Genomic DNA, 13,658 nt, shown 5'->3' with positions numbered 1-13,658 from the left:
GTCACCCCACCTCGGTTCGCATGCCGCTTCGCTTCATGCGAACCGATCCTCCCCCTCCAGGGGAGGATGGGTACCTTTGACGTGGCTGTGATCCGGTCTACTCTCTCGACAACAAAAATCGGGAGGCACGATGACCGGCGCCATCAAACCGTTCCGCATCGCCATCAGCGACGACATCATCGCCGATCTCAAATCGCGGCTCGTCCGCACGCGCTGGCCGGAGGCGGAGCTGGTCGACGACTGGAGCCAGGGCGCACCGCTGAAGTGGATCCGGGAGGTCTGCGCCTATTGGGCAAACGGCTATGACTGGCGAGCCCGCGAGGCAAAGCTCAACCACTTCGATCAGTTCACCACCGAGATCGACGGGCTCGACATTCATTTTCTGCATGTGCGCTCGAAAGAACCAAACGCGCTGCCGCTGATCATCACCCATGGCTGGCCGGGCTCGATCGTCGAATTCCAGAAGGTGATCGCGCCACTCACCGATCCCGTCGCGCACGGCGGCAATCCCGCGGACGCGTTTCACGTCATCTGTCCTTCGCTGCCGGGCTTCGGCTTCTCCGCCAAGCCGAAGGCGACCGGATGGGGCGTCGACCGCATCGCCGCGACCTGGGCGCAGCTGATGGAGCGGCTGGGCTATGCCCGCTACGGCGCGCAAGGCGGCGACTGGGGCTCGGCGGTGACGGCCTCCCTCGGTGCGCAGGATGCGGCGCACTGCGCCGGCATCCACATCACGCTGTCCTTCAACTCGCCGCCGCGCATGGAGGGCGAGCCGACCGCGGAGGAGAAGCGGGCGCTCGCCGGCCTCAAGCATTACGTCGATCTCGACTCCGGCTACTCCAAGCAGCAATCGACGCGCCCGCAGACGCTCGGCTATGGCCTGACGGATTCGCCGAGCGGGCAGGCGGCCTGGATTCTGGAAAAATTCTGGGCCTGGACCGATTGCAACGGCCATCCCGAGAACATCTTCACCAGCGACGAGTTGCTCGACAACGTCATGCTCTATTGGGTGACGGAGACGGCAACCTCCTCGGCGCGGCTCTATTGGGAAAGTTTTGGCAAGCGCCGCACCACGCCTGTCGTCAAGGTGCCGACGGGCGTTGCCGCGTTCCCCAAGGAGATCATCACGCCGGTGCGGCGCTGGATGGAACCGAACTTCCATGACATCACGCATTGGAGCGAGATGGAGAAGGGCGGCCATTTCGCCGCGTTCGAGCAGCCGGAGCTGTTCGTGCGCGATGTCAGGAAGTTCTTTGCGACGGTAAGGTAAGCACGCACTCAGCCGTCATGCCCGGGCTTGTCCCGGGCATCCACGGCCTTAGAGTGTCGCCAAAGCAAGAAGAACGTGGATGGCCGGGACAAGCCCGGCCATGACGGAGTTGCTGGGAAACGACCAAGCCATGCTGACCGAAGCTGCAACCTACGACGAGCTCACTCGCAACTTCCGCTGGGACATCCCGCAGCGCTTCAACATGGCGGAAGCATGCTGCGATCGGCATGCCGACGGCACCGGCCGGCTCGCGCTGATCTATGTCGACGAGAACGGCGCCACCACGCGAACCTCCTTCGACGAGGTCGCGGACATGTCGCGCCGCTTTGCCAATGTGCTGAAGGCCGATGGGCTTTCGCGCGGCGACCGCGTTGCGGTGTTCCTGTCGCAGTCGCTGGAGCTGCCGATCGCGCATATGGCGGCGTTCCGCTCGGGCCTGGTCTCGATCCCGCTGTTCGCACTGTTCGGCGAGGACGCGCTGGAATTCCGCCTGTCGAATTCACAGGCGAAGGCAATCATCACTGATGAGGCGGGCTGGGAGAAGCTCACGAAGATCCGCGAGCGGCTGCCCTATTTGCAGGACATCTATATCACGAGCGGCGCCGTCCACGCCGGCGCAAAGCCATTCTGGCCGGCGATCGAAACCGCGTCCGAGGACTTTGCGACCGTCGACACCGCCGCCGACGATCCCGCGCTGATCATCTACACCTCGGGCACGACAGGAAATCCCAAAGGCGCGCTGCATGCGCACCGCGTCGTGCTAGGCCATCTCCCCAATGTCGAGATGTGTCACAACTTCCTGCCGCGTCCCGGCGATCTCATGTGGACGCCGGCGGACTGGGCCTGGATCGGCGGCCTCGTCAACGGCCTGCTCGCATTCTGGTATCACGGCATCCCCCTGGTCGGGCATCGCGCGCGCAAATTCGAGCCGCAGGCGGCGATGCAGATGATGGCCGATCTCGGCGTCCGCAACGTCTTCCTGCCGCCGACCGCGCTGAAGCTGATGCGGCAGGCGGGCGTGAAGCACCCGGGCGTCAAGCTCCGCAGCATCTTCACGGGCGGCGAGTCCCTTGGCGGCGAACTGCTGGGATGGGTGCGCGAGACCTTCGGCATCGACGCGCATGAGGTGTTCGGCCAGACCGAGTGCAATCTCGTGATCGGTAGCAACTCCAACCTGTTTCCGATCCGCCCGGGTTCGATGGGCAAGGCGACGCCGGGCTTCGACGTCCGCATCGTCAACGACAAGGGCGAAGAATTGCCGCGCGGCCAGCGGGGCATCATCGGCGTGCGCCAGCCATGCCCCGTCACTATGCTCGAATACTGGCGCAATCCGGAGGCGACGGCGAAGAAATATGCCGGCGAATTCCTGCTCACCGGCGATCTCGGCGTGCAGGACGAGGATGGCTATTTCTGGTATGTCAGCCGCGAGGACGACGTCATCACCACCGCCGGTTATCGCGTCGGCCCCTCCGAGATCGAGCACACGCTGATGAAGCATCCCTCGGTGGCAATGGCCGCGGTGGTCGGCATCCCCGATCCGATCCGCACCGAATCGATCAAAGCCTGGATCGTGCTGCGTCCGGGCTTTACCGGCACCGACGCGCTGGCGCGCGAGATCCAGGAGTTCGTCAAGGTGCAGCTCGCCGCGCATGAATATCCGCGGTTCGTCGAATTCGCCGAGACGCTGCCGATGACGGCGACAGGCAAGGTGCTGCGGCGCGAGCTGCGGGCCAAGGGCTGACTTCTTAAAGGGCTGACTTCTTACAAGGGCTGACTTCTTACAAGGGCTGACTTCCGACAATGGCCAAGACGTCTCAAGCCGCGGGACTTCACCGCGCCTCGCTCGACAAGCTGCACGATCTCGATGCGGCGCTGGAGCTCATGTATTACGGTTGGCGCGGCATGACGCTGGAAGCGGACGAATATCTCGCAAAGCAGGGCCTGTCGCGTCCGCATCATCGCATTCTCTACGTGGTGGCGCGGCGGCCCGATATTGCGATCGGCTCGCTGCTCGAGGTCCTCGGCATTTCCAAGCAGGCCTTGAGCCGGCCGCTCAGTCTGCTGCTGGAGCGCAAGCTGGTGACGTCGAAGCGCTCGCCCGAGCAGCATCGCTCGAAGCTGCTGCGTCTGACGGCCGCGGGGGAACGCATCGAGCAACGGGCCTCGGACCACGAGCGCAGGGTTTTGCGCGAGGCGTTTGATCGCGTCGGCGCATCCGGGGCGGCGGCATGGATGGCGGTCATGGGGACGATCGCCGACAACAATTGACGGTTCTTAAAGTCAATATAGTTGACATGAGAGGCGGGCTTTGCCACTGTCCTGGCAACAGGACGGGGAGGGCCCGTGTCATGAGCGGACAGAATCCATTGAGCGCGCAGGAGATGACTCGCGCGGCCGCCGAACGCTTCGTCGCGGCATGGTGCGCGAACTGGTGCAAGGTCGATATCGACGCCGTGGTGGCGCATTTTGCAGAGAATGCGCAGATGCGCAGCCCTCTGGCGCTGACGCTGACCGGTTCTCCTGTCGTCGCCGGCATCGAGAATATCCGCGCCTATTGGCGCAAAGCCTATGGCCACATCGAAAGCGCGGACCTGAAGATCCTGAGCTGGAGCTGGGACGACACCATCGCGCGCCTGACGGTGTGGTGGCAGCTCGGAGACACGCGCGCCAGCGAGTTCATGGATTTCGACGACGCTGGCCGCGTCGTGCGCAGCGAAGCCTTTTACGGAAAATGACCATGCGCCTTTCGGATATCGTCCTGCTCCTCAACACGCTGTGGTTCGGCGGCGCCTTCATCCAGTTCAGCATTGCGCAGGCCAACACGCTGAAGATCTTGCTGCCGCGGGAAGAGCGCAGCAATCCGATCGCGCCGACCCTGGCGGCCAGCGTTGCGTTCCTGGGCGGGATGAACCTGCCGATAGGGCTGTTGTCGTTCTACCTTCTGGTTGCGCGTCCGCTCTTCTTCCAGCCGGTCGAGGCGCAGCTCACGCTGTTCCTGTTCTTTTCGGCCTGCCATTTCAGCCAGTTCGCCTATAACCTCCCGGTGCTGATGCGTGGCGGACGCGTCGGGGTCGCCTACTGGCCGGTGTTGAAGGGTCCGATGCTCCGGATCTTCGTCATCGACGCGGGCCTGTTCGCGGCCAATCTCGCAGTGGCGCTCCAGCTCGCGATAGCGTCCTGATCTACCGCGACGGCTCCGAGAGCGCGGCCCGCAGCATCGCCGCAAGATCCTTTCGCCGGAACGGCTTGGTCAGAATGCGGGCGTCGCCGCCCCCGTCCGGTGTCTTGACGGGAGTCTGGCTGTAGCCCGAGGTGAAGAGCACCTTGAGATCAGGCCGCAGCTCGGTTGCTTGCCTCGCAAGCTCCGGCCCGAACATGCCGCCGGGCATGACGACGTCAGTGAACAGCAGCTGGATGTCCCCGGGCTGGCGCAGCAGCTCCAGTGCTGCGGGCCCGTTCGACGTGGCGATGACCCGGTAGCCGAGCGTCCTGAGCTCGTTCTCGACATAGGCCCGCACCATATCGTCGTCTTCGACGAGGAGAACGGTCTCGTGTCCCGCTTGTGTGACGGTCGTCTCCGCGGGGCGCGGATCCTCGTTCGGCGGTGTTGCGAGACGGGGAAAGAACAGCCTGACGACACTGCCTCGTCCCGGCTCGGACTGCATCTGCACAAGTCCGCCGGACTGTTGTGCAAATCCGTAGACCATGCTCAGGCCGAGGCCGGTCCCCTTGCCAACCTCCTTGGTTGTGAAGAACGGCTCGAACGCGCGGCTGACCACCTCGGCGCTCATGCCGCTGCCGGTATCGGTGACGGCCACCATCACATAGTCGCCGGGCCGCGGCTCGCCGTTGACGTCGAGGTCGGATTCACCGAGCGAGCTGTTAAGGACCTCGACCGTCAGCTTGCCGCCCTCCGGCATCGCATCGCGCGCGTTGAGTACGAGGTTGAGCAGGGCCGTCGTCAGCTGGCCGGGATCGACGCTGGCCGGCCATAAATCCCGTTCGAACGCGAAGCGGCACTCGATGTGCTCGCCCAGCGTCCGACGCAGAAGCTGCTCCATGCCGAGCACCTTCTCGGCGATGTCGATCTCTCTCGGCCGCAGCGGCTGCTTGCGTGCGAAGGCGAGCAGGCTCCGTGTCAGGTCAGAGCCGCGCTCGGCGGCGGTCGCGATGTCGCCGGCGATGCGGTGCAATTCCTTGTTTCCCGCCAGCTGGTCGGCGAGATGCTCCGAGTTGCCGAGAATGACGGTCAGGAGATTGTTGAAATCATGCGCCACGCCGCCGGTGAGCTGGCCCATGGCTTCCATCTTCTGGGATTGGCTGAGCTTCTGGTTGAGATCCGCGATCGCGGCGCGCTGCTGTTCGAGCGATTCGGCCGTGCCGTTGAGCAGGGTCATCAATCCGCCGAGCTCGCCGCCCGGATGGGGCTTCGGAATGCGCGCGCTGAGATCGCCGCGTCCGAGCCTCTTCGCCATGGTGGCGAGCCGCCCGATCTGGCGGCCGATGCTCACGGTCGTGAGGATCCATAAGCCGGCCAGGAGCAGCAGCAAGGCCACCGCGAGAATCGCCATGTCCTCGTAAAGCCGGCGGTTCGCCGCCGCGACCAGTCCGTCCTTGGAGCGTCCGACCATGATGGTGAGGCCGGCCTTGCGCATCGAGGGCGAGCGGGCAACGCCCCAGATCTGCGTGCGGCCCCCGCGGTCGGTGACTTCCCGAAATGGCTCGCCATCGGGCGCTGCGGCAAAGCGGAACAGATCGGAGCCCGCAATGGTCCCGCCGACGGGCTCGCTCCAGCCGCCGCCCTTGGGGGCGACCAGGACCGTACCTTTTGCGTCGACGAACAGGATGTCCTTCTCGGCGAGCAGCCGCTTGTCGTGAAATTCCGCGAATTTGTTCAGGTTGAAGGACGCGAGCAGCACGAACTTCAGCGCGCCCGTCTCCGATCGCACGGGATAGGCGATCTGGAGCACCGATAGCCCGGTGAGGCGGCCGAACACCGGCTCCGCGGCAACGACGCCTTGAAGACCCTTGACCTGTTTGAAATAGCCGCGGTCGTTCAGGTCGAGGGTGCGGTTGGTCCGAAGCGAGTCGCAGAACAGGCTGCCGTCGGGATCGATGGTCAGGATGCCCGTGAACTGCGGGTATTCCTCGCGCACTTCCGACAGAAACGCCGAGCACGCCGCCTTGTCGCGCGTGTCGAGGTCGCGGGCGCGGGCCAGACCGTAGTGGAGCTGGGCGGTGCCCTGGATCTTCTCGTTCAGATCGCTGGCGATGTCGTCGGCGGATGCGGCCAGATTGGCCAGCGCCGCGTCGATCTCGCTGGCCCGGTTCTGCACGAAGCGCAGCCCGACCAGGATCGCCGGCACCAGCATGGCGGCGATGACGAGGATCAGTAACCGGGTACGCAGGCTCATCGGTGGGGCGGTCCGCTCTCAGGCGCATCTGCTCGGAGGTACAATTTGCGGACGATCGTCTGCCCAGTCCATAGCATTGGCGCGAAAATCGCACCGATGGTGAAGGATTTCACACCGCGAGCATTGTTACCTCGCCGCTGCTCTTCGCGCCGGTTCGCATCAAGTTGCGCCTGCGCGCGGCGGCGCTAGTATCGCAGCATGCGCGCGACGAAACATCGCGTCGATGTGTGGAGGGAGCTGATGTCCATCTCCGGCAAGGTCGATCCGGTGGTACGTCGCGTCGCGGCGACCGATATCGCCGAGGCGCTGGTCGAGGGTCTGCGCGATTTCCAGGCGCTGCCGTTTTACGGTCTCTGCTTCGGCGCGCTCTACGCCGCCGGCGGGATCGCCATCATGCTGTGCCTCACCGCCTTCGGTATGGTCTATCTCGTCTATCCCCTGGCGGCAGGCTTCGCGTTGATCGGGCCGTTCGTGGCGATCGGGCTCTATGAGGTCAGCCGCCGCCGCGAGCGCGGCGAGCCGGTCTCCTTCGGCGCGATCTGGTCGGCCGTGCGCGCGCGCAGCGAGATCGGCTGGATGGCGTTCGTCACGCTGTTCGTGTTCGTGATCTGGATGTACCAGGTGCGGCTTTTGATCGCGCTGCTGCTCGGCCTGCACGCTTCGTTCTCGAGCCTTCAGGAATTCATGACCGTGGTGCTGACCACGAATGAAGGCCTGCTGTTCCTCGGCATCGGCAATGCGGTTGGTGCGGTGCTGTCGCTGATCCTGTTCTCGCTGACCGTGGTGTCGTTTCCGCTGCTGCTCGACCGCGAGGTCGATTTCGTCACGGCGATGGTGACAAGCGTGCGCGCGGTGGTGACGAGCCCGCTGCCGATGATCACATGGGCCGCCGTGATCGTGATGCTGCTGATCGTCTCGGCGCTGCCTTACTTTCTCGGGCTGATCGTGACACTGCCCGTGCTCGGGCATGCGACCTGGCATCTTTATCGGCGGCTGGTGGTGCCGGTGTAGCTAGTTGCTTTCCTTTGTCCTTGGGCAGTGCCGTAGGGCGGGCAAAGCGACTTGTCCGCCGTAGCTCGCAGAGCGAAGGCGGAAGCGTGCCCACGCGTCTGTTGCGGTGTCGACTCGGTCGTGGGCACGGCGCAAGTGCGTCTTTGCCCACCCCACGATACCGAGTTCGCGGAGACAGACCCCGTCTCACCTTACGGGGTCTTGATGCCCATCGCCTTCAGCGCTTCCAGCAATCTCACCGGTGGGGACATCTCGATCTGCGGCGCCTTGCCGGTCTCCAGCAAGCTCTTCAATCCGGAGAGGATCGCGGGCCAGCCGGTGCGGCCGCCGGAGAGAATATCGTCGCTGAGCTCGCGGTCGTGGCGTTGGCTCAAGGTGAGGCGGACGGCTTCGCCGGCTGGCTCGATCTCGTAGGTGACAATGGTGGTGCCGAGCTTTTCCACGAGGTCGGGCCAATTGACGTTCCAGCTCACCGTGAGCCTCCTCGGCGGATCGTATTCGAACACTTCGCCGCGGATGTGTTCGGAGCCGTCGGGTGCGTGCACGATGAAACTGCCGCCGAGCTTCGGCTCCATCTCCACCGCAAAGCCGGAGAAATACTGCTTGCTGAACTCGGCCGAGGTCAGCGCCTCCCACACCTTCTCCGGCGTCGAAGCGATGTAGATGGTGTAGACCGTCAGCGGCTTGAATTGATCGAGGTTCATTTTGCGTCGAATCCCTTGTTGAGCGCCGTGCGCGGGATGGCGAGGACTTTGCCCCTCTCCAGCAGGCTCTTGAGCCCGGACAGGATCGCCGGCCAGCCATTGGAGACGGCGCCGAGATATTTGCCGCCCTCGACGAAGCCGTCATGCAACACGGTCAAACGCACGAGCGCGCCGAACGGTTCGATGGTGAAGACGACGCGTGAGATCGGCTCGCCGCGCAGCTCTTCGAATTTCTCGTGCTTGAAGCTGTAGGACAGGCGGCGCGGCGGATCGGCCTCGAGGATTTCGCCGGAATCGGTGACTTCGCCGTCGAGCGTGAGCGCAAAGGGCGAGCCGACCTTCCAGTCGGAGCGGACCTCGGCCCCGAACCAGTACTGCCTGGTGAATTCGCTCGACGTCAGCGCTTCCCACAGCTTTTCCGGGGTAGTCTCGATATAGGTCACGTAGACGAACTCCGGCTTACTCATCGCGCTTCTCCAACTGGCGTTTCAACTCGCTGAGTGCGGCGAGCTTGCCGCGCTCGAATTTTTTGATCCAGCGTTCGCTGATCTGATGGATCGGCACCGGGTTGAGATAGTGCAGCTTCTCGCGGCCATGCCTGATGGTGGTGACCAGGTTGGCCTCTTCCAGAATGACAAGGTGCTTGGTCACGGCCTGTCGCGTCATAGCAAGGCCCTCGCAGAGCTCGTTCAGCGTCTGGCCGTTTTTGGCGTGAAGCCTGTCGAGCAGCGACCGTCGTGACGCATCGGCGAGCGCTTTGAAGACCTCATCCATGGCACCGATAATAGGCAACCAAATGGTTTCATGTCAAGATGGAGTCTTTGGCGCGCGGAATCGGCCGTGCTAGCCTCGACGCTCAGCCGACACAGATTGGTTCCGGGAGGACGTTGATGTTCCGTCGCGTTTCACTTGTTGCCGCTCTCGTCCTTTTTGCGTGCAGCACCGCGGCCCAGGCGCAGAAGCAGACCGTCGGCGCGCCGCCCGAAGCGTCCAACATGAAGCTCGTCGGGAGCAACGACCTCCAGGCCCGCAGCGCCTATCAGCCGAGCATCCATCACCAGGGCGATCGGTGGATCGCCTATATCGGCCATCACGGCGGCACCGATGATGTGCCCGCGCCCGTCAACCCGATGACGGGCAAGGCCGAGTCGAACGGAACCTCGATCGTCGACGTCACGGACCCCGCGCGTCCAAAATATCTGCGGCATCTGCCGGGGCAGGAGGGCAAGTACGAATCCGGCGGCGCGCAGATGGTGCGGGTGTGCGACGGCAAGGCCTTGCCGAAGGGCGATCCCAACGCGGTCTACATGCTCAGGACCTTCGGCGGTGAGGCGCACGAGATCTGGAACGTCACTGATCCCGCGAGCCCAGTGCTCATCACGCGCATCGGCGGCCTGAAGGACACCCACAAGAGCTGGTGGGAATGCGACACCGGCATTGCCTATCTCGTCTCGGGCGCGCCGGACTGGCGCACGCGGCGGATGACGCAGATCTATGATCTCTCCGATCCCGCGCATCCGCAGAAGATCCGCGACTTCGGTCTGCCCGGTCAGGAGCCCGGTTCGACCGGCGCGGTGCCGACCGAGCTGCACGGGCCGATCTCGACCGGGCCCGACGGCAACCGCGTCTATTTCGGCTACGGCACCAACAAGGGCGGCATTTTGCAGATCGTCGATCGCGACAAGCTCCTGAACGGGCCGAAAGAGCCGACGCCGGACAATCTGCGCTATCCCGAGATTGCGCGCATGCCGACGTCGGCCTTCAACGGCGCGCATACGACGTTTCCGATGCTCGACATGCCGATCGCGGAATTTTCCGAGGACAAGGACGGCAAGACCCGCGACATCGTCATGATCGTGAATGAAGCGATCCTCAACGAATGCGGCGAGGCGCGGCAGATGGTGTGGTTCGCCGACGTCACCACCGAGACGCGGCCGATGATGATCTCGAGCTACACCGTGCCGGAGGCGAGCGGGCAGTTCTGTCAGCGCGGCGGGCGGTTCGGCTCGCATTCCTCGAACGAGAGCATGGCGCCGGTCTATTACAAGAAGATGGCCTTCATCGCCTTCTTCAATGCCGGCGTGCGTGCGCTCGACATCCGTGATCCCTACCACCCGAAGGAAGTCGGCTACTTCATTCCGTCGATCACGGCTGCGACCGACAAGCGCTGCATCCCGATCGAGGGCGGCGAGCGCTGCAAGGTCGCGATCCAGACCAACAATGTCGAGACGGATGATCGCGGCTACATCTACATCGTCGACCGCGCCAATACCGGCCTGCATATCCTCGAGCTGACCGGCCCGGCGCGCAATGTCGCCGGCCTGCCGAAGAACTGACGATGCGGCGCGGGGCGATGTCGGCGTCGATGTTGGTACGCCGGCTTCCACATTCAACGCTGTCGTCCCCCGCGAAGGCGGGGGATCCAGTATTCCAGAGACGCTGGTGGGATACGGAGAAGCTGCGGCGTAGTGGATCCCCCGCTTTCGCGGAGGATGACGCTGCCGGTTGAGCGCGCACCTTGCGCTCATCTCACTTCCCTCTGCGCTCATCCCATGCATTAATACCCGCAAGCCGCCATCAGCCGAGTCTCCCCCATGATGTCCATGCAAGCCTATTTCGCCTTCGTCGCCGCCTGCATTGCGCTGGCGCTGCTGCCGGGGCCGATCGTCACCCTCGTCATCGCCAATGGCCTGCGCCACGGCACGCGCGCCGCGCTCACCAACGTGGCCGGCGCGCAGGCCGGCCTTGCCATCGTCATCGGCATCGTCGCGGTCGGCCTGACCTCGCTGATGGCGACCATGGGCTACTGGTTCGACTGGGTGCGCTTTGCCGGCGCCGCTTATCTGGTCTGGCTCGGCATCAAGCTGATCTGGGCGCCGGTCGAGGGCGTCGATGTCGACACACCGCCTCCGCCGCCGCGGGGCGGCTTCTTCCTGCAGGGTTTTGTGGTGCTGCTGTCGAACCCGAAGGTGCTGGTGTTCTTCGGCGCCTTCATCCCGCAGTTCATGGACATGAACCAGCCGCACTTTCCGCAAGTCGCGCTGCTGGGCGCGACCTTCATGGTCACCGCCGTGGTAACGGATGCGCTCTACGCCATCGCCGCAGGCCGCGCGCGAAAATTCTTCTCGGCGCGCCGCACGCGGATGATGTCGCGCATCTCCGGCGGCTTCATGATCGGCGGCGGCATCTGGCTGGCGCTGACCAGGGCGAAGTGAGGCTTACACCAACAGCTCCGCCTTCAGCTCCACCGCGACCTCGGCAAGGATCCTTGCCAGCCGTTCGGCCCATTGCTGCTGGCCCGCGTAGTCGGCGATCAGATCCTGCCGGATCTCGATGCCGGTGTTGACGAGACCGCGCCCTTCGCCGTGGACGGGGATGGTGTAGTCGGTGAGGTCGCTGACCGCGTAAGGCTCGTTGTCGCCGACGACGAGATCGCCCTCTGCGCGCAGATGCTTGAGCAACAGCTGCGGCAGCACGGTGTCGCGGTTGTACAGCGCGGCGATGTGCCAGGGCCGCGCGACGCCGGCATAGACGGGCGTGAAGCTGTGCAGCGACACCAGCACCGTCGGCCGCTTGTCGTGCAGGCGGGCGTCGATCGCGGCATCGATGCGATCATGATAGGGCTCGAAAATCTCGCGCCGCCGTGCCTCGCGCTCGCCCTCCGAAATCCCTTCGTTGCGCGGGATCGCGGTCGCCTCGGAGATCACGGGGATCGAGCTCACCGCGGCCGGCGGGCGGTTGCAGTCGATCACGAGCCGCGAATAGCGCTGCGCGATCAGATGCGCGTCGAGCATCTTGGCTAGGCGGTCGGCGACGCCGGCGATGCCGATGTCCCAGGCGATGTGCCTGACAAGCTCGGCCTCAGTAACACCGAGATCGCCGAGCGCATGCGGCAGCACCCGTCCGTAATGATCCGAGGTGAGCAGAAAGGGCGAAGTCCCTTCGGCATTCACCTCATGCACGGGCAAAATATCGCCCTCGCCGAGCAGTTGATCGGCGGCCTCGGCCGTGTGCAGATCCATCCTGATTGCCTATGAAACGATTACGTGTCTAAACGGAGTAACGATATTGCACCGACATCGCAACTTTAGAGCAGCATGACCTCCGATCGCCTTTTCGTCTACGGCACCCTGATGCGCGGCTTTGACCATCCGATGGCGCGGCTGCTTGCGGGCCACGCGGATTTCTTGGGTGAAGCGACCTGCCGCGGCCGGCTCGTTCTGGTGAAGCATTATCCGGGATTGCTGCTGTCGAATGCTGCCTCCGACATCGTCCATGGCGAGCTCTTCCGGATACGCGTGCCTGACGAGCTCCTGGGCGAGCTCGACATGTACGAGGCCTGCGGCGAGGGCTTTCCGGAGCCGACCGAATATCTGCGCCGGCTGATCGACGTGACGCTGGCTGACGGCACCACGGACAAGGCCTGGACCTATGTCTACAACTGGCCCGTCACGGGTCTGCCACTCATCGAGTCCGGGCGGTTCTTGGCGCACTAAGCCGACAGCACTTCCTTCACCACGCGCACGTCGACCTCGCGCTCGACGTAACTCCATTCCTCGGTTTCCCGGAGCATCGCCACCAGCTCCTCGAACAGCGAGGCATGCGCGGGGGCGAATTCGAACCAGGTCAGGAAATCGAAGGGCTCGCCGAGGTCGCGGCAATGATAGAGCTGGCGCGCGATCGCGGGCAGGAAACGAAGACTGCTCGCGATGTGGTGCGACTTGTCCTCGAAGATCTTGCGGCGCTCTTCCTGCGTCAGATCCCACCAGGCCTGCGATTTGCGGATCGGGATCAGCGCCGCGCTGGTTGCTTCCATCCGGCCGAGCCCGGCCTGCACGGCCGTGAGCTGCTGCTTCTCAGGCCGCTCGGTGTAGCGCAAATTGCTCGGGGCCCCGACCAGCCGCCACGCATTGCGCGAGGGCACCAGCGGCAACGAGACGGCCTCGCTGTCCGTCACCGACAGCGCCGGCATGAAGGGCAGGGGCTCGCCGGTTACGGGTGCGATCGAGATCACACGCCAGCCCCCGCTGTGGCCGCCCCGAAAGGTCCTGAACATGGGGGATATGGAAGCGTGGAACCGGGGCGGGTTCAAGGCTTTCCCGTCATTCCGGGGCGATGCGCAGCATCGAACCCGGAATCTCGAGATTCTCAGGTGCGTAATTGCGCACCGTAGTTCGCCCTACGGGCGCCCCGGAATGACGCGTGGCGGAGCCCTGTGCATAGGTCGAATAACCCGGATAAGCCCGAGAAACCTGGCCT

The 13,658-nt window shown here is 64.3% G+C and carries 15 protein-coding genes; 9 read left to right on the top strand and 6 right to left on the bottom strand.

Going from position 1 to position 13,658, the window contains the following annotated elements:
* Positions 1-130 precede the first annotated feature (130 nt).
* The 5 genes from CV770_RS32965 (at position 131) to CV770_RS32945 (ending at position 4,451) form a co-directional block, all read left to right on the top strand.
* Complete coding sequence (locus CV770_RS32965) at positions 131-1,270, top strand: epoxide hydrolase family protein (protein ID WP_104465323.1); 1,140 nt, start codon at positions 131-133, stop codon at positions 1,268-1,270.
* 130 nt (positions 1,271-1,400) lie between these two features.
* Positions 1,401-3,011, top strand: coding sequence for an acyl-CoA synthetase (locus CV770_RS32960; protein WP_104465326.1), 1,611 nt, complete (start codon positions 1,401-1,403; stop codon positions 3,009-3,011).
* A gap of 59 nt (positions 3,012-3,070) precedes the next feature.
* Positions 3,071-3,538: a MarR family winged helix-turn-helix transcriptional regulator gene (locus CV770_RS32955; RefSeq protein ID WP_104465322.1), complete on the top strand. Its 468-nt coding sequence runs from the start codon at positions 3,071-3,073 to the stop codon at positions 3,536-3,538.
* Between the two features lie 80 nt (positions 3,539-3,618).
* Entirely contained in the window at positions 3,619-4,005 is a 387-nt protein-coding gene (locus tag CV770_RS32950) for a nuclear transport factor 2 family protein (protein WP_104465321.1), read from the top strand.
* A gap of 2 nt (positions 4,006-4,007) precedes the next feature.
* A complete protein-coding gene (locus CV770_RS32945) occupies positions 4,008-4,451 on the top strand; it encodes a hypothetical protein (RefSeq protein WP_104465320.1) in 444 nt (147 codons plus the stop codon).
* Position 4,452: 1 nt separating this feature from the next.
* On the opposite strand, the gene CV770_RS32940 is transcribed toward CV770_RS32945, so the two are convergent.
* Positions 4,453-6,684: an ATP-binding protein gene (locus CV770_RS32940; protein ID WP_104465319.1), complete on the bottom strand. Its 2,232-nt coding sequence runs from the start codon at positions 6,682-6,684 to the stop codon at positions 4,453-4,455.
* A 240-nt stretch (positions 6,685-6,924) separates the two neighbouring features.
* On the opposite strand from CV770_RS32940, the gene CV770_RS32935 reads away from it, so the two are divergent.
* A complete protein-coding gene (locus CV770_RS32935; RefSeq protein ID WP_026201985.1) occupies positions 6,925-7,695 on the top strand; it encodes a DUF2189 domain-containing protein in 771 nt (256 codons plus the stop codon).
* Between the two features lie 191 nt (positions 7,696-7,886).
* Here the strand turns inward: CV770_RS32935 and CV770_RS32930 are convergent, their stop codons facing one another.
* From CV770_RS32930 to CV770_RS32920, 3 genes are read right to left on the bottom strand one after another with little or no spacing between them, the layout of a single operon-like run.
* Positions 7,887-8,399: an SRPBCC family protein gene (locus tag CV770_RS32930; RefSeq protein ID WP_091958293.1), complete on the bottom strand. Its 513-nt coding sequence runs from the start codon at positions 8,397-8,399 to the stop codon at positions 7,887-7,889.
* On the bottom strand, positions 8,396-8,866 hold the full coding sequence (locus CV770_RS32925) for an SRPBCC family protein (protein WP_104465318.1): 471 nt from the start codon (positions 8,864-8,866) through the stop codon (positions 8,396-8,398). The genes CV770_RS32930 and CV770_RS32925 overlap by 4 nt, the downstream gene beginning before the upstream one ends.
* Positions 8,859-9,173 carry an ArsR/SmtB family transcription factor gene (locus CV770_RS32920; protein WP_104465317.1) on the bottom strand — a complete coding sequence of 105 codons (315 nt, stop codon included), beginning with the start codon at positions 9,171-9,173 and terminating at the stop codon, positions 8,859-8,861. The genes CV770_RS32925 and CV770_RS32920 overlap by 8 nt, the downstream gene beginning before the upstream one ends.
* Before the next feature lie 116 nt (positions 9,174-9,289).
* Between CV770_RS32920 and CV770_RS32915 the strand changes: the two genes are divergently transcribed.
* Together CV770_RS32915 and CV770_RS32910 are read left to right on the top strand one after the other, a co-directional pair.
* Entirely contained in the window at positions 9,290-10,735 is a 1,446-nt protein-coding gene (locus CV770_RS32915) for an LVIVD repeat-containing protein (protein WP_104465316.1), read from the top strand.
* 258 nt (positions 10,736-10,993) lie between these two features.
* Positions 10,994-11,614 carry a LysE family translocator gene (locus CV770_RS32910; RefSeq protein WP_201760148.1) on the top strand — a complete coding sequence of 207 codons (621 nt, stop codon included), beginning with the start codon at positions 10,994-10,996 and terminating at the stop codon, positions 11,612-11,614.
* 3 nt (positions 11,615-11,617) lie between these two features.
* Here CV770_RS32910 and CV770_RS32905 read toward each other — a convergent pair whose 3' ends face one another.
* The gene (locus CV770_RS32905; RefSeq protein ID WP_104465315.1) at positions 11,618-12,421 is read right to left on the bottom strand and encodes an N-formylglutamate amidohydrolase; all 804 of its coding nucleotides are present in this window, start codon (positions 12,419-12,421) and stop codon (positions 11,618-11,620) included.
* 75 nt (positions 12,422-12,496) lie between these two features.
* On the opposite strand from CV770_RS32905, the gene CV770_RS32900 reads away from it, so the two are divergent.
* Positions 12,497-12,895 carry a gamma-glutamylcyclotransferase family protein gene (locus CV770_RS32900; protein ID WP_104465314.1) on the top strand — a complete coding sequence of 133 codons (399 nt, stop codon included), beginning with the start codon at positions 12,497-12,499 and terminating at the stop codon, positions 12,893-12,895.
* Here the strand turns inward: CV770_RS32900 and CV770_RS32895 are convergent.
* Positions 12,892-13,455, bottom strand: a complete 564-nt coding sequence (locus CV770_RS32895) for a chlorite dismutase family protein (RefSeq protein ID WP_104465313.1) — start codon at positions 13,453-13,455, stop codon at positions 12,892-12,894. The genes CV770_RS32900 and CV770_RS32895 overlap by 4 nt on opposite strands.
* Positions 13,456-13,658 lie beyond the last annotated feature (203 nt).

This window comes from Bradyrhizobium sp. AC87j1 (assembly GCF_002936975.1).
GTDB lineage: Bacteria > Pseudomonadota > Alphaproteobacteria > Rhizobiales > Xanthobacteraceae > Bradyrhizobium > Bradyrhizobium shewense.
Note: the sequence above shows the minus strand (reverse complement) of the source record. Positions and strands in the feature narration are given on the sequence as shown.